The following is a 17,560-nucleotide window of genomic DNA, read 5'->3' on the forward strand; positions in this document are numbered from 1 at the left end:
TTCGCAGTTGCAGCATATTTTTTCATCATCGTCATAAAGCGCATAAAAAACATTCATTTTTTATCTGAACAACCTTGACCCCGGCCTGATCCGCTGCCTTTAATCTATACGAAGGTCAAAAAAGACCCGGACAGAAAGGGAATGGCGCATGTTCAACGAGATGGAAATGAACGGTAAGGTGCGCGACCCCTATCGCGCACTGGTTGACTGGATGGATGTCACCGGGCCGGAAACACTGGCCCAAAAGCGACTGGAAGCCGAAACGCTGTTTCGCAAAATCGGCATTACCTTTGCCGTTTATGGCGAGGGGGGAGACCCCGAACGACTTATTCCGTTTGATCTGATCCCGCGTATTTTTACCGCATCGGAATGGCGCAGGCTTGAACGCGGCGTCAAACAGCGGGCCCGCGCCCTTAATACCTTTCTTTACGACGTTTACCATAATGCCGAAATCATCCGTGCCGGCGTTGTCCCAGCGGATCTGGTTTATAAAAACGCCGCCTTTGAACCCGCCGTCATTGGCATAGACCCGCCGCGCCGGGTTTACAGCCATATTGTGGGCGTCGATGTCGTGCGTGTCGGCCCGGATGAATTTTATGTGCTGGAGGATAATTGCCGCACACCTTCGGGGGTTTCCTATATGCTGGAAAACCGCGAAATCATGATGCGCATGTTCCCCGAACTGTTTTCAAAACTGCGCATCGAACCGGTCGATAGCTACCCCGACCAGTTGTTAAAAACCCTCAAAAGCATTGCACCTGCCAAATGCGAAGGCGACCCCAACATTGTTGTGTTAACCCCGGGTGCGATGAACAGCGCCTATTATGAACATTCCTTCCTGGCGGACCAAATGGGCGTGGAACTGGTGGAAGGCCAGGATTTATTTGTTTCCGAAGGGCGAGTTTATATGCGCACCACCCGCGGGCCGGAGCGCGTTGATGTTATTTACCGCCGCATCGATGATGATTTCATCGATCCCCTGTGTTTCCGTCCCGATTCCGTCCTGGGTGTGCCGGGATTAATGAATGTGTATCGCTCCGGCGGGGTTGCCATTTGTTCCGCCCCGGGGGCCGGGGTGGCCGATGACAAGGCGATTTATACCTATGTGCCCGATATGATCCGGTTTTATCTGGGTCAGGAACCGATCCTCAACAATGTACCAACCTGGAAATGCGCCCGTCCTGACGACCTTAAATATGTGCTCGAACATCTGCCTGAACTGGTGGTGAAGGAAGTTCATGGCTCTGGCGGGTACGGCATGCTGGTCGGCCCGGCATCGACCAAAGAAGAATGCGACACCTACGCCGAACGCATCAAGGCCAACCCGTCCGATTTTATCGCCCAGCCCACCCTGTCGCTTTCGGCCTGTCCAACCTTTGTTGAAAGCGGCATTGCCCCGCGCCATGTCGATTTTCGTCCATTCTGCCTGGTCGGTGACGATATTCGCCTGACCCCGGGCGGACTAACCCGTGTTGCCCTGCGTGATGGCTCCCTTGTGGTCAATTCGTCGCAGGGCGGCGGGGTCAAGGATACCTGGATCATGGCGGAATAAGGGGAACAGACCATGCTTAGTCGTACTGCTGAAAATCTGTTCTGGCTGTCACGTTATGTGGAACGGGCCGAAAACATGTCCCGCCTGTTGGAAATGGGTTATCGCATGGCACTCATGCCCGCTGCGGGCGATGGCAACCGGTCGGAATGGCGATCGGTGCTGTCAGCGGCGGGCTGTGCCGAAGGTTTTGATTCCGATAATACCGAGCTTTCACAGGCCACCGTTTCGGATTACCTGATTTTTAACCGCGATAATCCGTCGTCGATTATCAATTGTTTTGAATATGCCCGGGCCAATGCGCGCGCCATGCGCACCGCCATCACCCAGGAAATGTGGGAAGCCCTGAACGGTGCGCTGATGGAACTGCGCAAAACATCCATGCGCAACCTTGCCAAAACCGACCTGCCCGGTTTTATCGACTGGGTCAAAAGCCAGGGTGCGCTGTTTCGCGGGGCAACCGATTCCACCATCCTGCGCAATGATGGTTATGATTTTATCCGCCTGGGCACGTTTCTGGAACGGGCTGACAACACCGCCCGCCTGCTGGATGTAAAATATTACGTGCTGCTGCCCGAAACCAGCATGGTCGGCGACGGGGTGGACAATTATCAATGGACCACGGTTTTGCGGGCTGCTTCCTCGATGCGGGCCTTTCATTGGGTTTACCGCGATGATTATTCACCCTGGCGCATCGCCCATTTCCTGATTTTAAATCCGTTCAGTCCGCGTTCGCTGGCCCATTGCATGGAAAATGTTACCAACCACCTGGAAAGACTGGCCCGCCAATATGGGCAGCGCCATGCCGTTCACAGTATGGCGGTCGATACCTATTCGATCCTGACCCAGGGGGATATGGACGATATTTTCAGCAACGGCCTGCATGAATTTATCAGCGACTGTCTGCAACGCTATCAGGCTTTATCATCGGCCATTGCCGAAACCTATTATCACGGGGGGCGGTAACATGCGCCTGACAATTGAACACAGAACCCGCTATCGCTATGAGCCTGCGGCCCGTTACGTGACCCAAAGCCTGAAACTGACCCCGTCGTTATTTGACGGTCAACGTATTGTGGACTGGTCCATCCATGCTGAAAACTGCGCCATTACCTCGGAATTTATTGATGGATATGGCGATACCGTCAGCACCCTGACCTGCAATGGCCCGGTTGATGAAGTTGAAATTGTCGTGCGCGGCCTGATCGAAACCGTGGATATGGCCGGGGTTCTGGTGGGACATCGCGAAAAGGCATCACCACTGGTGTTTTTGCGCGCAACCGCGATTACCAAACCCAGTGCAGCCATTCGCAAACTGGTCAAATCAGTCAGCAAATCACTGGGAAGCGATGCCACGATTTTGCAAACCGCCCATGCCCTTGCCAAGGCGGTGCGCGATAAAATTGATTATGTGCCCGGCTCCACCCATGCCCACACCACCGCAGCCGATGCGCTGGCGGACGGGCAGGGCGTATGCCAGGATCATGCCCATGTATTGCTGGCTGCGGCACGGCTGATGGACATTCCGGCACGGTATGTCTCGGGCTATCTTTTTGCCGATGCCGAAGGGGTACCCCATGAGGCCGCCCATGCCTGGGCCGAACTTTATATCAATGATATTGGATGGGTCGGTTTTGATCCGGCCAACCGGTGTTGCCCGACCGATTTTTATGTTCGGCTGGGGTCTGGACTTGATGCCAGAGACGCCTCACCTATACGGGGTGTACATTCTGGTGGCGCCGACGAGGATTTGGATGTAACCGTAATCGTCGCGCAAGCCCAACAATAACTGGACTAATGATAAAATGACCTATTGCGTGGGCCTCATGCTGGATGAAGGGCTGGTTTTCCTGTCTGACACCCGCACCAATGCAGGCCTTGATAACATTTCACGCTATCGCAAAATGTTCAGCTGGGAAGTTCCCGGTGAACGCGCCATCGTGATGCTGACAGCCGGAAACCTGGCCATTACCCAGGCCGTTGTCAGCGTCCTGCGCGAAGCCATCGAAAACCCCGACACCGCTGAAAATGACAGCATTTTAACCGCACCGACCATGTTCCGGGTGGCCGAACTGGTGGGCGAGGCCATGCAATCGGTGCAGCACAAATATCATGACACCCTGGAGCAACGCAAAGAAAGCTCCGGTGCCAGCATTATTCTGGGTGGGCAGCGGGTCGGCGGTGCGCAACGCCTGTTTCTGATTTATGCGGCAGGCAATTTTATCGAAGCCACCGAAGACACACCCTATCTGCAAATTGGCGAACACAAATATGGCAAGCCGATCCTGGATCGGGTGATTACCCAGGAAACCCCGATTGAGGAAGGCGTAAAAGCCGCCCTGTTATCAATGGATTCGACGCTGCGTTCCAATCTGTCGGTTGGAATGCCGCTTGATTTGGCCGTACTGCCCGAAGGCAAATGCCGATTTTCCGAACAGCGGCGCATCGAAGCCGAAGATGCCGGTTTCAAGGCCCTGTCCGATGCCTGGTCACAAGCCCTGCGCGACGCCTTTTCCGATATGCCGGACGAACATTGTCCGCCGCATCCGTAAACAGGCTCGCAATACAGAATATTTACAGCCAAACCCCGTTGATCAATCATGGTTGATCAACGGGGTTTTCTCTGGCGGGTTTGCATTACACGTAACGAGGCACAGATGATGTGCATCCCCAAATGCCTGCCTGTTTTTGCAATACCGATATGAAGGCTCGACAAGGTCAGGCGGACAAATTATCTATAAAATTATGGATCACGACAAAGACAATACGATTACCGGCAAAATCACCCGCCAACTGGCAGACCGGATTATAGCCGGGCACATCGCACCGGGCACCAAACTAAGACAGGACCACCTGGCCGAGGAATTTGGTGCCAGCCATGTTCCCGTGCGCGAGGCCTTTCGTCGTCTGGAAGCACAGGGGCTAGTGGTGAGCGAACCGCGCCGGGGCGTTCGGGTTGCCAGCTTCGATATTGCCGAAGTACGCGAAGTCGCCGAAATGCGTGCCTCCCTTGAGGTTTTGGCCCTGCGCCATGCCGCCCCGCATCTGACCAGTGCCATTTTGGACGAGGCCGAAGCCATTAATCGTGCCGGGGAAAATGCTGCCGATGTCCGAGCCTGGGAGGAAACCAATCGTGCCTTTCACCGCCTGATCCTGAGCCCGTGTGGCATGCCGCGCCTGCTGGCAACAATTGATGATTTGCATGCCGCCAGTGCCCGTTTCCTGTTTTCGGGCTTTCGCCTGGAATGGGAAGCGCCGACCGACCAGGATCACCGCGCCATCCTGAAGGCCCTGCGCGAACGGCAGTTTGATGTCGCCGCCGCCACCCTGGCCCGCCATGTTAAATGGATCGGCAGCAAACCGGGCATCAAACCCCGCCTGCAAAATCGCGCCTGAGCAGCATATCCATCGCCCAAAATCCCGCCCTGATCCCGCAACCCATCCTGTCTTCAGGTGTGGGCCGATCTGTTTGTGTATGACCTTGCTATTTTATAGATAAAAATTATATTTATAAATCAATAAATTAACAGGAATTCCTTTTCCAAAAGCGCCCAAAATTCCCCTGTTATCTATTTTTGCATTGATTTCAACCGCCAGCCCTGGCGTAATTAATAGATGAGATTCGTATTTTATCTATAATTTTACCTGCCCGGAATGGAGGATCAGATCATCATGCGAAATACGACTGTCAAACCTGCACAGGCCCATCCCCATCCTGCTCCCGAAACACTTACCCCCCGTTCATCCGGCGCAACAGGCCTGAAATACGGTCTGATCATAGTCGCGGGCGTTGCCGCCCTCACAGCAAGTGCGAAGGTTACACTTCCCTTCTGGCCCGTGCCCATGACCCTGCAAACCCTTGCTGTTATGGCAATTGCGCTAACAGTTGGGCCCCGCCTTGCCTGTGCAACCCTGTTTGGTTATCTGGCGGCGGGGGCGGCGGGCCTGCCGGTTTTTGCCGGAACACCCGAACGCGGCATTGGCCTTGCCTATATGGCCGGGCCAACGGGCGGCTATCTACTGGGCTATCTGGCAGCATCCTGGCTGGTTGGCACCTATGCCCGCGGACGCGCCACCCTGACCCGTTTTGGCATCATGATGGCGGCGATGATCCCGGTTTATGGCTTTGGTCTGGCGTGGCTTGCGGTTTTTGTGCCGCTGCATCAGGTTGTCGCCTTTGGCTTTACCCCGTTTATTTTAGGCGACACCCTGAAAATCGCCCTTGTTGCCCTGGGCAGTGCCGCCTGCGCCCGTTTGGTAAAGCAGACAAATGGGGATCACACATCATGACCCATCTTTCGGCACAAAACCCGGCGACGGACCAAACCCTGCGCCATGACTGGATGACAGACGAGATCGAGGCGATTTATCGCCTGCCTCTGCTGGACCTGGTCGGCCGCGCCAACGCGGTTCATCGCGCACATCACACCCCCGACAAGGTGCAAAAGGCCAGTCTGCTATCGATCAAAACCGGTGGTTGCCCGGAAGATTGCGCCTATTGCCCGCAATCGGCTCATCACCGCGAGGTCAAATTGGGCAAGGAACAGCTGATCGCCCCCGATACGGTTATTGAAATGGCGGCACGCGCCAAACAGGCCGGGGCAGAACGATTTTGCATGGGGGCCGCCTGGCGCAGCGTGCGCGATGGCGCGGCCTTTGATGCGGTAATCGAAATGGTACGCGGTGTGCGCGATTTGGGGATGGAGGCCTGCGTTACGCTCGGCATGCTCGAAACCCGCCATGCCGAACGTTTGGCCGCCGCCGGATTAACCGCCTATAACCACAATCTCGATACCAGCCCGGAATATTACAGCCAGATCATTTCGACCCGCACCTATCAGGACCGGCTTGATACCCTGGCCGCCGTGCGCGGCGCAGGGATCGAGCTGTGTTGTGGTGGCATTATCGGCATGGGCGAAAGCATTCGCGACCGCGCATCAATGCTTCAGGTTCTTGCCGGGTTTGCCCCGCACCCCGAAAGTGTTCCGATTAACGCACTGGTGCCGGTGGCGGGCACACCACTGGCCCATCAGGCCCCGGTGGATACGCTTGAACTGGTCCGCATGATCGCAACAGCCCGCATCACCATGCCCAAATCCACCGTGCGCCTGTCAGCCGGGCGCACCCACCTGAACCGCGAGGCGCAAATCCTGTGCCTGATGGCCGGGGCAAATTCAATGTTTTACGGGGAAAAACTACTGACAACCCCCAACCCGGAAGAAGACAGCGACAGCGCCCTTTTTGAAGCCTTGGGGCCAATCCCCGCGACAGCGGCCTAACATACTGGCATCCCCGAACCTTGTGCCGCCCCCCAAAAAATGGCGCAAGGTTCCCCAAGGCGAAGGCCACCCCACCGGCCTTCGCCTTTTTTTAGGGGCAGTACATCTTGCGATACAAAAAAACGGCCCCTCGAAGTAAAGAGGCCGCTTTTAAAAATCGCGTCTACATGCCGTTAATGGGAATGCAGGTTTTGCGTCACACAGGCCAGGTGCCGTGCCTGCCGGGCTTCGCGGAATGTCAGCAACCGATAGGCCATGATCTTGAAGCCGCTTTCAATCAAAAACCAGACCAGAGCATAAGCCCAGACGATCAGGGCGTATTTCCAGCCAATCGGCGAAATGAACCAGCCATATACCGCCGCCAGGGTGCCGATAATCTGGGTGATTTCGGTGGCGACAAACAGTTTCAGGCTGGGCCAGGGCTTTTTCCAGATCGCGCCATCATTGCGTGTGAGATAAATCGTCAAATGCCCGGCCACCAGCAATTTCAGAAAAATCAGGGTTTGAATCTGGTCTTTGGGAAGCGCGGTATAGCGTTCGGCAATCCAGAGCAGCAAAAACGATTCACACACCCCGATCACCCCCAGCAACCCGGCAATGATCAAGGTGCGTGACATGTCCCATTTCACCGGTTTGGGCGAAATCGGCGCATTGTCATAGGCAATCATCATGATCGGGAAGTCATTGAGAAGGGCCAACAGAACAATCATCACCGCGGTGACGGGATAAAAGTTGAACACCAGAATGGAAATCGTCATGAACAGCAAAACGCGGATCGTCTCGGCTATACGATAGGTCGCATAGCTTGCCATGCGTTCAAAAATACGGCGTGCTTCCTCGATGGCCGTTGTAATGACCGACAGGCCCGGCGCGGTTAACACCAGGTCGGCTGCGGCCCGGGCGGCATCGGTTGCGCCGCTCACGGCAATGCCGACATCGGCCTGTTTTAGGGCCGGGGCATCATTTACCCCGTCGCCCGTCATGCCGATGATGTGACCGCGATCCTGCAATTCCTTGACGATGGCATATTTATGTTCGGGAAACACCCGGGCATAACCGTCCGCCTGCTCGATTGCCGCCGCATTAATCGCCGGTTTGCCTTCGCCAAAGGCCTGATCGGCAGGCAGGATATTGCTGCCCATCCCCAGGGATGCGGCAATCTGGCGGCCAATCGCTTCATGGTCGCCCGTCACCATTTTAATATCCACCCCCATTGCGGCGGCTTCACGTACCGTCTGGGCGGCATCTTCACGGGGCGGGTCAAACAGGGGCAACAGGCCCAAAAACTGCCACGCCCCCTGATCCGCTTCAGATGCGTCACCTGCGGCCATCACACGCCGGGCAACGCCGATGGTACGATAGCCACGCGATGCCATGTCATTCACGGCATTTGTCACTTTATCAGACAAAGCCGCGTCCGGGTTCACCAGCTTCAAAATCACCTGGGGTGCCCCCTTGGCAACCTGCCACTGGCTGGCCCCATCGGCGATTGTGGCTTCGGCCCGTTTGGAAACCGGGTCAAAGGGATGAAAGGCCTTTGTTTGCCAGGATGCCGGTATGACCGCATCACCAAGGCCGCCCATCACCGCCTGGTCAATCGCATCACCGCCTTCGCTGCGCGATGCCATTGCGGCCGCCAACAGCAGGTCATTGCGGTCCTGTGCCGCCAAAACAACCGGATCGCCCAATGTCAGGCGGTTTTGCGTCAGGGTGCCGGTTTTATCGGAACATAAAATATCGATCCCGGCCAGTTCTTCAATCGCGACAAGGCGCGACACAATGGCCTTTAACCGGGCCAGTTTTTCCGCCCCCACGGCCATTGTCACCGACAGAACCGCCGGCAACGCCACCGGGATGGCCGCCACCGTCAGGATCAGGGCAAACAGCACCGTTTCAAACCACGGGTCGCCGCGATACAGGGCCACCATCAAAATCAGGGCGACCAGCCCCAATGTGGACAGGATCAGGAAATTGCCAATCCGCAACACCGCCTTTTGGAAATGCGAAACATTCCCGGCATTTTGCACCAGCCGGGCTGTCTTGCCAAAATAGGTATTCATGCCGGTTGCGGTGATCTGGGCCGTCATTTCACCCATTTTGGCGATGGAACCGGAATAGACATCATCGCCCATTTTTTTATCCACCGGCAGGGATTCCCCGGTCAGGGCGGACTGATCCACGGCCAGATAATCCCCATCCACCAGGCGGGCATCAGCGGGTATGATATTGCCCAAACGCAGCGACACAATATCGCCGCACACCAAGTCACGCGCCGGGATGTCGCGCCATTTGCCATCGCGCAAGACCCTGGCACTCAGGGCCAACTGGTTTTTCAGGGCGGTAATGGCGTTATCGGCCTTGTATTCCTGCCAAAAGCCAACCCCGGCATTGAGCAGCAGCATGATCAGGATAATGGCAAAATCCGCCCAATGCTGGACGGCGGCGGATAAAATGGCCGCAACTTCGATCATCCAGGGGATCGGCCCCCAGAAATAGGATGCCAGCTTCCACCAGACATTGCGTGTTTGTTCGGCAATGACATTGGGGCCATCGGTTTCCAGCCGCCTTTGCGCGGTGGATGACTCAAGACCCTGGTGCAGACTGGTAGGGTTTTCAAGCGGGGTTGCTTCAGCCTCTGGCGAAGAAAGGGATGAAGAAGCAGCAGAGGATGAAGGAGAAGGAGAGGAGGAGGAAGACAGGGTAGGTTTTGAGGTCGGGGCAGGGGAGGATGAATTTTGAGAGTGCGGCGCGTGATTGTTGTCCTGCCCATCCAGTTCATGTGACATGGCATGGTTTCCGTAAACAACAGATCGAAAAACAGACTATGCGCCCCGTCTGGCACCCTAACCTTGAGGGAAATCAAAATTTACCGCGAAATTTTAAAATCCAATTGATTAAAAACTTTGCCCACTTTCCTGAAAATAAATCACTTTTTGCACCACGACAGATAGCGCATCACGCTAAAGTGACACCGAAAATCACCCCCAAAAGGCCTGAACGCCCAAACAGGACCGAGAGCACACAAGACGCCGCCACAGCAGGCCGCATGGCACCCGACTGCATGGCCGGACGAAAGATTTGCTATTTTAACAACCTCAGAAATTACTTTAAATTTTGAACTGATTTTTAGAGGATGAACTTCCACCTTAAAAACAGGCTATATCACCCCACAATAAAAGTATAAATACACCATACATATGTCTGTTTTGTGAGGGGCCCAAACCAAATATCCTCGCCCCGCAGCCACATCGTAAAACCGATTTTTGCAAAACAACCAAGGTCCGTTTTGACCAAACCCGTTAAATGACACAACCAGCCATATAATTCAAAATTTGAACTATATTATCAAGAAACTACCCCAACTCTCTGTTTCTGGGGATTTTCTACAATCAAATATGCCGATGAATAATTTTCGCCCGATCAGGGCATTTTCAGGTCAATCGACGGGAAAATTTTGCTCCAGATTTTCCAGGGGCCATGCCCCTATGTCGTCCCCTCAATAAGACAAAATGGCACAGGCCAATAGCCAATGCACAGGGGCATCACACCACAGTGAAGAAGGCAGGATTTATCAGTTGGCTTCGGCTGTTTCGCTGGGCTGATAGATAAAGCCATGCGCCGGATAAATCCGGCCATAGGTGCCAATCGTGTTCATCAGGCGCAGCTGGGTCCAGTCGTTTTTCGGCGACACATCCTCGACCGGCTGGCGCAAATGAACCTTGCCACGGGTGCGCGAATCACTGCCCCAATTGGCCTGATTCACCAGAATATGGCGTTTGTCCAACACGGCGGACACAACAGCAACATGGCCATAATGCAGGCGTTTGGTTTTTTTAAAGGCCAGAACCGAACCAACGACGGGCCTGTTGCCGCGTTTATACTGGTTCTTTGCCTGAGACCACCAGGTCCAGGCATCGCCATAAATTTCGATACCGGAAACGGCCCGTGCATAAGGCACGCATTGCAAAAATTCGTCGGTCGGCGGGAAATTGTTCAGGCGGGATGGCGGCAGGGAAATATGGGCAACCTGGGTTACGCGGGTATCACGGACATTATTGGCTTCACGATTGAAATCTGGCTGAACGGAAACACCGGTCGCACTATTGGCGTTGGAAAAACACCCGGCAAGAACCAAACTCAGACAGACAATCGCAAATTGACGCATCCTACGCCCCCCAAATAACTGCATTCCACCATACCCTGCCGATGTTTAAACAAGTGTTTACACAGTTCCTGCCGCGCCATCAAAATGACACAAAATCAAACCGCCTTACCCGTCACGCAGCGTGCCCTGCCACGCGCCAAATACGGCGCAATACCGCCAAAAACAGCAGCATTTAAAAAGCTCATTACACGGCCTTACGGGGTGTTGTCGACAACCAAATGCAAGGCCCATTACAATCCCGCGCAGTCCCCGTTGCAAACGCCTCCGATCCTCCGGTCCGCAAAATCAAAATTCGGTCTGACAGCCCGGAACAAACAGGCCGCGTAACCACCCTGGCATCAACATAACGCAATATCGCAACTCTTTGAAAAAACGGCATATCGCCAGCCCGCAACACAAAACAATATCCCAAACCACAATCCCGCAACGGACCGCACGGGCCTGCTATGGCCTTCCATCTTGGCAGCCCCTTTGCAATCGGCTTATGTCTAAAAAGTCATTTTAAAAATCATCTGCCAACACCATCATCCCGGCAAAGTGCAAAGCCGGATACGCCCCCGGGACGACTTAAAGACAAAAAACGGAATCGCTCTGTCACCCGCAAATGCAATGGCCGCATATACATGCCGGTTGCAAATCGGGCATATGTCGGCAATTCCGGCAACAAAAAGCACCGTCTTTCTTGACGGACGGAGCCTGGCAACGCCATGATTTCCCCACATATAATAAATATAATCATAATCCATGAATGTGACCGGCGCACACGACCAAGAGCCATAAAGCCTGACAAACAGGCGACCTTAAAAACCGGACCATATTCCTGCCGCCATGTGCAAAAGCACTGTTAGGGAAGGCCGCCCATGACCATTGATTTCAAACAGATCGAACAGGAACAGTTCGCCATTCATCCGGCGGCATGTGAATGGACCATGCGCGCCATGAGCGTGCTGCGCAATCGCGTTGACATCAATATCAAGCTGTATGGTGAAAAGGAGCATCTTGCCCAGGGCGACATTTTCATGTTCAACCATTTCGCCCGCTTTGAAACCTTTATCCCGCAATATCTGATTGCGCTGGAAACCGGGGTTTATTGCCGGTCGGTGGCATCGGCGGAGTTTTTTGTCGAAGACAATACACTATCGAAATATTTACGCGCCCTTGGCGGTGTTCCCAACAATTACGGGCGCCTATTGCCATTTCTGGCAGAAGAAATCCTGCGCGGTGGCAAGGTGGTGATTTTCCCCGAAGGTGGCATGGTCAAAGACCGGCGGGTTATGGCCGATGAGTCCCCCTATGTTGGCCGCAAACCCGATTACAGTATTTATTCACGCTCCGCCCATCAGCGCCGCGCCCATCATACCGGGGCAGCCGTGCTGGCTCTGGGGCTGGATGGCTTTAAAACCGGCCTGTCCTGGCTGATCACACATGGCAACCCGGACGAACTTTTGCGCTGGGCGGATCTGTTGGGCACTTCGCCCGATCAGCTGAAAATCGCAATTGCCAAACCAACCCTGATGTTTCCGGCCAATATCACCTTTCACCCGCTGCGCGTGGATCAAAACCTGCTGGCACGCGGAGCGGAAATGTTTATGGGCGGCTTAAGCCCCAAAATGGCCGAAGAACTGATTATTGAAGGCAATCTGATCCTTAAGCAGACCGACATGGATATCCGCCTTGGGGACCCGGTTTACCCGCATGAACGGTTTAACTGGCTGGACCAGCGATTGTTGGGGCGCATGGTGCGCCATGCCAAAACCCTGGATGATCTGTTTCGCCCGGCCAAAGACCTGCCACGCCTGAGCGACCGCGTCATCCAGAATACCCTGACCCGCCATGTCCACCCGCTGCGTGACCAGTGCATGGCGGTGATGTATTCCAACATCACGCTCAATGTCAGCCACCTTGCCGCCCGGTTAATGAAGATGATCCTGGCCGATGGCGAAACCGAAGTCGATATCGACCAGTTTGACAAAACCATCTATCTAGCGATCAAAAATGTTCAGCAGGCCACCAATGTTCATCTCCATCGCGGCATTTTGAACCCGGCCGCCTATATTGGCATTTTTGACCATAAATGCCCGCAAATCCGCCAGTTTATCGACAGTGCCGTGCAACTTGGCCTGATCGAACGGCGCGACGGCAAATATTGTTTCCTGCCCAAATTACAGGCCGAAGCCGGGTTTGACCAAATCCGCATGGATAACCCCGTCATGGTCTATGCCAATGAAATGGCCCCGATCCAGGCCGCATGGGATGCCCTGAAAGCCGCCCGCAAACAGATTGGCAAAATAAAACCCGCCGAATTTGCCCGCCTGCGATTTGATGATGAAATGCGGGCCTGGAAATGGAACTGGCAAAAATTCCATCACGCCCAATATGCCGCGATTAATGACCAGGAAACAGCCACGCTTTCCGGTGCGCCCTATCTGCATTTGCCCGAACCATCGCACCACAGCAAAACCGGCATTTTGGTGGTGCATGGCTTTTTGGCATCACCAGCGGAATTGCGAAATGTCGGGGACCGTCTAGCCGCCCAGGGGCACGCCGTGCTGGGTGTTCGCCTGGCGGGCCACGGCACATCCCCCCATGACCTGCAAAGCCGAAGCTGGCAGGACTGGCTGGCATCGGTTCAGCGGGGATATGACATTCTCTCAGCCTTTTGCGAGCAGGTTGTGATTGTCGGTTTTTCAACCGGCTCAACGCTTAGTGCCATTTTTGCCGCCAGTCATCCGCCCCGCCTGGCCGGGCTTTTAATGGCAAGCACACCGCTTAAGTTCCGCAATCGTAACCTGATGTTTGTTCCCTTGCTCTATGGGGCCAACAAATTAATGGGCTGGGTGCCCAATGCCAGCGAAATGCTGGGCTTTCGCCCCAACCAGTCGGAACATCCCGAAATCAATTACCGGCATATTCCCATTAACGGGCTGTATCATTTGCGCCGTGCGGTTGCCGAAATGAACAGCAAACTGGCCCATATCGATGTCCCGGTGCTGGTTTTACAGGCCGATGGCGACCAGGTGGTGGACCCGGCCAGCGCCAATATGATTGCCCGGCGATTAACCGGCACCCAAAACAAAACCGTTAAAATGCTGCCCGCCGACCGGCATGGTATTTTAAACGAAAATCTCACAGGGGCGGTTGACCTGGTGATGGAATTTGTTGCCAAAGCAGACAAGGCGGAACTGCCAGCATCAAACTTGCTTTCTGACAGGGCCGATATGACGGCAACACCTGTCCCAGTAACCCCAACAATACCGCGACAAATCGACACCCGCGAGGCCAATGACACGGGGGTCACTGCACCCGCCAACCCGCCCGAAACCGCCATATCCGGCGACACCGCCATCGCAACACTCAGCGCCCGCGACAAAAGCCGGGCGATTCTCGCCCGCGCCGGATTTGGCAAATTGGGTGCCAAAAAGCGCACAGCCCCCCAACAGACAATCCCGGCTGAATCGGTGAAAAATCCCACAGACCGTAATCCGGCCCCGCCGAAATAACCTGTTTCAAATCAGCGGCATGTTAATAAAAGGCCGCATTGGCCTGACCCACATCACACATCCTGATGATAAGTTTCAGGGTTTCCAGTATCGATACCCTTATCCGTGCGTGCAATGCTGATCCAGCGGGCGTGTGGTTACAACAGCCCTATGCGGCGGCGATAATTTCAATCTCGACCAACCATTCAGGCTTCAATGTCTGAACGACAATCGCCGTGGTGGGAACACGTCTTTCTCCCAGGGCATGAAGTCGGGCATCCTGATTGGGCTGAACAAAGGTTACGTCCGATAAATAGCTTGTGACGCGCACGATGTTTTCCGCCGTCATATCCGCCTCGGCAAGGATGCGGCGAATATTGGACCATATCAGCGACAATTGATCATCCAGACCATCAGGGGCCGTGCCATCAGCATCAAGTCCCATTGTACCGCTTACGAACAAAAAACGGGCAGCACCTGTGACTTCCATCGCATGCACATAATCGGGGGTGGCGGGGGATACATGTGTTATCCTGAAGGTCAGAACCGCCAGCGCACACGCAATGGAACAATTTCTGTCTCAGCTATATGTTCTGCCGGGCGTAAGAGGCACCAAAAGCTATGTCGTTTTATCGACTTATCTTGAACGACCGGTTCAGGCTGATGTCACCCATGACTGGCCCCAGGTGCCACTGCCCCCGGAATAAGTAAGCTTGCGAACCTTAACCCGGTACAGCCGGAATAACCTGTTTCAAATCAGGTTCATTATGCAAAAAGGTGATCTGGAGGGAGCCTGAAATTTCGGCATCATCGGGCAGCGATGCCACACCTGCACCAATGCCAGGGCGGGTGACGTCTTCGATCATCACTCCGTATTCCTGCAATGTCGTGCGAAAAACCGGCAGATCGCCGGCAGCAAGGGTAAAACGGATCGTCGTCATTTTGTTGGAATAAAAATGGGCGTCATCGACCCAGCCACGCGCAAGGGTCAGGGCATCCTGAACTTGGCGGACAACAAGATGGCGATCGCGGGATGTAATGGCTTGAAAAACAAGATGATGGCGTCTCATAATACCACCCTGCAGGAGTTGGAAGGGGCACCCAGCATGATAATCCTGTATCCTGAATACCACAATGTTGGTGTAAAACTTTATCCCCGAACGCCGCAGTTACGCCGAATGCCATTTATCAAAATCATCGGCTGGTTGCTTTGTATGAAACGCTTCACCTGACGGGCAAAACACAAATGACGGATGGTCTGCCCGGAATTAATTGCCAAACAACACGTCCGGAAAGCCACCCGTCAACCGGGGGAATTTAACACCTGCATCCGTTTCGATGGCTCGACGAATAGGGCTGCGGATAGAGCACCGGTTATTTCATCAAAACCTTTTCAAAGCCGCTGGCCATCATGCCGGGCTCGAACTCGATGATTTCGTAGCGGGCCAGCCCCTTTTCCCAAAACGGATCGCATTTCAAATATCCTTCAAGCTTTTCGCGCGTACAACGCGCCAAAATAACCCCGCCATCCCGCGGTTTTTTGGGGCCTGACGCCACAAAAGCGCCAACCCCGTAACACTGCTTGAGCCATTCAACATGGTCCGTCAGCACCGCGTCGATTTCGCTGAGATCGACAAGATAGGTCAGGTTCACAATGAACATTCAATTCGTCATCCGATTTCACTGATACAGGTCTGGTGATGCCTTCCCTTTGACCTGCAAATAACGACCACCCCAAAAAAGTGGCCGCGATGATGTTCCCCAACGTCAATTTTCGTGTTTGGTGCGCCTTTTAACGGTGCAAATACGGCCGTTATTTTTGTTTTGGCCGTTCTATTTAGTCAACATTCTCGCCCAGATCACGCAGGGCGCGTTCAAATCGGTCCGCATGCTGTTTTTCCACCCGGGCAAGGGTTTCAAACCAGGCGGCAATATCCTCCAGCCCTTCTTCACGGGCAATTCGGGCCATTTCCGGATAGGAATTAACACCTTCTTCGCGTTCGGCCTGCAAGGCCGCGCGCAAATTGCAGCGACTGTCGCCAAATGGCAGGCCCGTTTGCGGATCCCCGCACTGTTCCAAAAATTCCAGATGCCCGAACGCATGGCCGGTTTCAGCCTCGGCGGCACTGCGAAACAGTTCGGCAAGTTGGGTCTGACCTTCAATATCCGCCTGCTGGGCAAAATAAAGATAACGCCGGTTTCCTGCCGCTTCGACGGCAAAGGCGGAACGCAGGTTTTGCTCGGTACGTGTACCCTTTAGCGCCACATGGGCCCCCTGTTTCTAATATGTCGAGAAATCAAAAAAGGACGGCACGCGATCACCCGCATTGCCGCCCTTCTATTTGTTTCAATATCGATGCGCGTCAAGAACCAAAGGGGCGTTTGGTAACGCGCCGGTTGGTTTTCATACCCCTGTCACAGCAGCGGCCATATTTACGCAAGCCCAATGACCGTTGCACACGGTACAATGGCAGCAGTTGAGCAACGGCCTTACATCAGGGATGAAAACCCGACTTCAGTCCAGTTTCTGCAAAACTTATGCAGCTGCGTGGCGTTCCTGTTGGCGGCGCAAACGGAAGACCAGATCAACCGAAGAAAGTTCGGTGCCGCGCGGCATGTTGGGAATACGGGCCAAATGGACCGCATCAGCCGGAATGTCAACCAGGCTGCCATCATCTTCGCAATAGAAATGATAATGCGGGGCAACATTGGTATCGAAATAGGACCGGCCGGAATCAACAATGATTTCGCGGATCAAACCGGCATCGGTGAACTGGTGCAGGGTGTTATAAACCGTTGCCAGTGAAACCTTTACATGCTGTGCCATTGCCTCGGAATGGAGCTGTTCTGCGGTCACATGACGATGACCGGCATCAAACAAAAAACGGGCCAGGGCAAGGCGCTGGCGGGTCGGACGCAAACCGGCTTCTTTAAGGCGGTTCAGTGCATGGGTATAAGGCCGCTGGATGGTCATAATGGTGCCCCTTAACAAAGTTTTTAACCAGTAGTTGAAGGACAACTACCCGTTGATGTCGAGGCTATATTAGACGGAGCTTAAAGTCGTTTTCTTTGATTTTGATCAACTATA

General features: G+C 54.3%; 16 protein-coding genes. 9 read left to right on the forward strand and 7 right to left on the reverse strand.

The window, feature by feature from the left end; genetic code table 11:
- The first annotated feature begins 148 nt into the window (after positions 1-148).
- The 7 genes from LF95_RS09820 (at position 149) to bioB (ending at position 6,828) form a co-directional block, all read left to right on the forward strand.
- On the forward strand, positions 149-1,552 hold the full coding sequence (locus LF95_RS09820; protein WP_073955003.1) for a circularly permuted type 2 ATP-grasp protein: 1,404 nt from the start codon (positions 149-151) through the stop codon (positions 1,550-1,552).
- Between the two features lie 12 nt (positions 1,553-1,564).
- On the forward strand, positions 1,565-2,515 hold the full coding sequence (locus LF95_RS09825; protein ID WP_073955004.1) for an alpha-E domain-containing protein: 951 nt from the start codon (positions 1,565-1,567) through the stop codon (positions 2,513-2,515).
- Between the two features lies 1 nt (position 2,516).
- Positions 2,517-3,338 carry a transglutaminase family protein gene (locus tag LF95_RS09830; RefSeq protein WP_073955005.1) on the forward strand — a complete coding sequence of 274 codons (822 nt, stop codon included), beginning with the start codon at positions 2,517-2,519 and terminating at the stop codon, positions 3,336-3,338.
- A gap of 16 nt (positions 3,339-3,354) precedes the next feature.
- Positions 3,355-4,101 (forward strand): proteasome-type protease, encoded by a 747-nt coding sequence (locus LF95_RS09835; RefSeq protein ID WP_073955006.1) that lies wholly within the window; start codon positions 3,355-3,357, stop codon positions 4,099-4,101.
- 193 nt (positions 4,102-4,294) lie between these two features.
- Positions 4,295-4,945 (forward strand): GntR family transcriptional regulator, encoded by a 651-nt coding sequence (locus LF95_RS09840; RefSeq protein WP_073955007.1) that lies wholly within the window; start codon positions 4,295-4,297, stop codon positions 4,943-4,945.
- 276 nt (positions 4,946-5,221) lie between these two features.
- On the forward strand, positions 5,222-5,839 hold the full coding sequence (locus LF95_RS09845) for a biotin transporter BioY (protein WP_073956155.1): 618 nt from the start codon (positions 5,222-5,224) through the stop codon (positions 5,837-5,839).
- Positions 5,836-6,828 (forward strand): biotin synthase BioB, encoded by a 993-nt coding sequence (gene bioB, locus LF95_RS09850; RefSeq protein WP_073955008.1) that lies wholly within the window; start codon positions 5,836-5,838, stop codon positions 6,826-6,828. Before LF95_RS09845 ends, bioB begins: the two co-directional genes overlap by 4 nt.
- Before the next feature lie 173 nt (positions 6,829-7,001).
- Here the strand turns inward: bioB and LF95_RS09855 are convergent, their stop codons facing one another.
- Together LF95_RS09855 and LF95_RS09860 are read right to left on the reverse strand one after the other, a co-directional pair.
- On the reverse strand, positions 7,002-9,614 hold the full coding sequence (locus LF95_RS09855; RefSeq protein WP_083607619.1) for a plasma-membrane proton-efflux P-type ATPase: 2,613 nt from the start codon (positions 9,612-9,614) through the stop codon (positions 7,002-7,004).
- 785 nt (positions 9,615-10,399) lie between these two features.
- Entirely contained in the window at positions 10,400-10,993 is a 594-nt protein-coding gene (locus LF95_RS09860) for a CHAP domain-containing protein (RefSeq protein ID WP_073955009.1), read from the reverse strand.
- A gap of 860 nt (positions 10,994-11,853) precedes the next feature.
- On the opposite strand from LF95_RS09860, the gene LF95_RS09870 reads away from it, so the two are divergent.
- A complete protein-coding gene (locus tag LF95_RS09870) occupies positions 11,854-14,493 on the forward strand; it encodes an alpha/beta fold hydrolase (protein WP_083607620.1) in 2,640 nt (879 codons plus the stop codon).
- 148 nt (positions 14,494-14,641) lie between these two features.
- Here LF95_RS09870 and LF95_RS09875 read toward each other — a convergent pair whose 3' ends face one another.
- Positions 14,642-14,962: a RidA family protein gene (locus tag LF95_RS09875; protein ID WP_083607748.1), complete on the reverse strand. Its 321-nt coding sequence runs from the start codon at positions 14,960-14,962 to the stop codon at positions 14,642-14,644.
- 73 nt (positions 14,963-15,035) lie between these two features.
- On the opposite strand from LF95_RS09875, the gene LF95_RS09880 reads away from it, so the two are divergent.
- Positions 15,036-15,179, forward strand: a complete 144-nt coding sequence (locus LF95_RS09880; protein WP_252509723.1) for a hypothetical protein — start codon at positions 15,036-15,038, stop codon at positions 15,177-15,179.
- 15 nt (positions 15,180-15,194) lie between these two features.
- Here LF95_RS09880 and LF95_RS09885 read toward each other — a convergent pair whose 3' ends face one another.
- The 4 genes from LF95_RS09885 to irrA form a co-directional block, all read right to left on the reverse strand.
- Complete coding sequence (locus LF95_RS09885) at positions 15,195-15,542, reverse strand: hypothetical protein (protein WP_073955012.1); 348 nt, start codon at positions 15,540-15,542, stop codon at positions 15,195-15,197.
- A 304-nt stretch (positions 15,543-15,846) separates the two neighbouring features.
- Entirely contained in the window at positions 15,847-16,134 is a 288-nt protein-coding gene (locus LF95_RS09890; RefSeq protein ID WP_073955013.1) for a YciI family protein, read from the reverse strand.
- Positions 16,135-16,309: 175 nt separating this feature from the next.
- Entirely contained in the window at positions 16,310-16,738 is a 429-nt protein-coding gene (locus LF95_RS09895; protein ID WP_073955014.1) for a rubrerythrin family protein, read from the reverse strand.
- A 270-nt stretch (positions 16,739-17,008) separates the two neighbouring features.
- Positions 17,009-17,446 carry an iron response transcriptional regulator IrrA gene (gene irrA / locus LF95_RS09900; protein WP_073955015.1) on the reverse strand — a complete coding sequence of 146 codons (438 nt, stop codon included), beginning with the start codon at positions 17,444-17,446 and terminating at the stop codon, positions 17,009-17,011.
- Positions 17,447-17,560 lie beyond the last annotated feature (114 nt).

Source organism: Thalassospira sp. TSL5-1, assembly GCF_001907695.1.
Taxonomy (GTDB): domain Bacteria; phylum Pseudomonadota; class Alphaproteobacteria; order Rhodospirillales; family Thalassospiraceae; genus Thalassospira.

What these genes read in the sequence shown, in the direction of transcription:
- LF95_RS09820 (WP_073955003.1), top strand. Translation starts at nt 149, where the DNA reads ATGTTCAACGAGATGGAAATGAACGGTAAGGTGCGCGACCCCTATCGC.
- LF95_RS09825 (WP_073955004.1), top strand. Translation starts at nt 1,565, where the DNA reads ATGCTTAGTCGTACTGCTGAAAATCTGTTCTGGCTGTCACGTTATGTG.
- LF95_RS09830 (WP_073955005.1), top strand. Translation starts at nt 2,517, where the DNA reads ATGCGCCTGACAATTGAACACAGAACCCGCTATCGCTATGAGCCTGCG.
- LF95_RS09835 (WP_073955006.1), top strand. Translation starts at nt 3,355, where the DNA reads ATGACCTATTGCGTGGGCCTCATGCTGGATGAAGGGCTGGTTTTCCTG.
- LF95_RS09840 (WP_073955007.1), top strand. Translation starts at nt 4,295, where the DNA reads ATGGATCACGACAAAGACAATACGATTACCGGCAAAATCACCCGCCAA.
- LF95_RS09845 (WP_073956155.1), top strand. Translation starts at nt 5,222, where the DNA reads ATGCGAAATACGACTGTCAAACCTGCACAGGCCCATCCCCATCCTGCT.
- bioB (WP_073955008.1), top strand. Translation starts at nt 5,836, where the DNA reads ATGACCCATCTTTCGGCACAAAACCCGGCGACGGACCAAACCCTGCGC.
- LF95_RS09855 (WP_083607619.1), bottom strand. Translation starts at nt 9,614, where the DNA reads ATGTCACATGAACTGGATGGGCAGGACAACAATCACGCGCCGCACTCT.
- LF95_RS09860 (WP_073955009.1), bottom strand. Translation starts at nt 10,993, where the DNA reads ATGCGTCAATTTGCGATTGTCTGTCTGAGTTTGGTTCTTGCCGGGTGT.
- LF95_RS09870 (WP_083607620.1), top strand. Translation starts at nt 11,854, where the DNA reads ATGACCATTGATTTCAAACAGATCGAACAGGAACAGTTCGCCATTCAT.
- LF95_RS09875 (WP_083607748.1), bottom strand. Translation starts at nt 14,962, where the DNA reads ATGGAAGTCACAGGTGCTGCCCGTTTTTTGTTCGTAAGCGGTACAATG.
- LF95_RS09880 (WP_252509723.1), top strand. Translation starts at nt 15,036, where the DNA reads ATGGAACAATTTCTGTCTCAGCTATATGTTCTGCCGGGCGTAAGAGGC.
- LF95_RS09885 (WP_073955012.1), bottom strand. Translation starts at nt 15,542, where the DNA reads ATGAGACGCCATCATCTTGTTTTTCAAGCCATTACATCCCGCGATCGC.
- LF95_RS09890 (WP_073955013.1), bottom strand. Translation starts at nt 16,134, where the DNA reads ATGTTCATTGTGAACCTGACCTATCTTGTCGATCTCAGCGAAATCGAC.
- irrA (WP_073955015.1), bottom strand. Translation starts at nt 17,446, where the DNA reads ATGACCATCCAGCGGCCTTATACCCATGCACTGAACCGCCTTAAAGAA.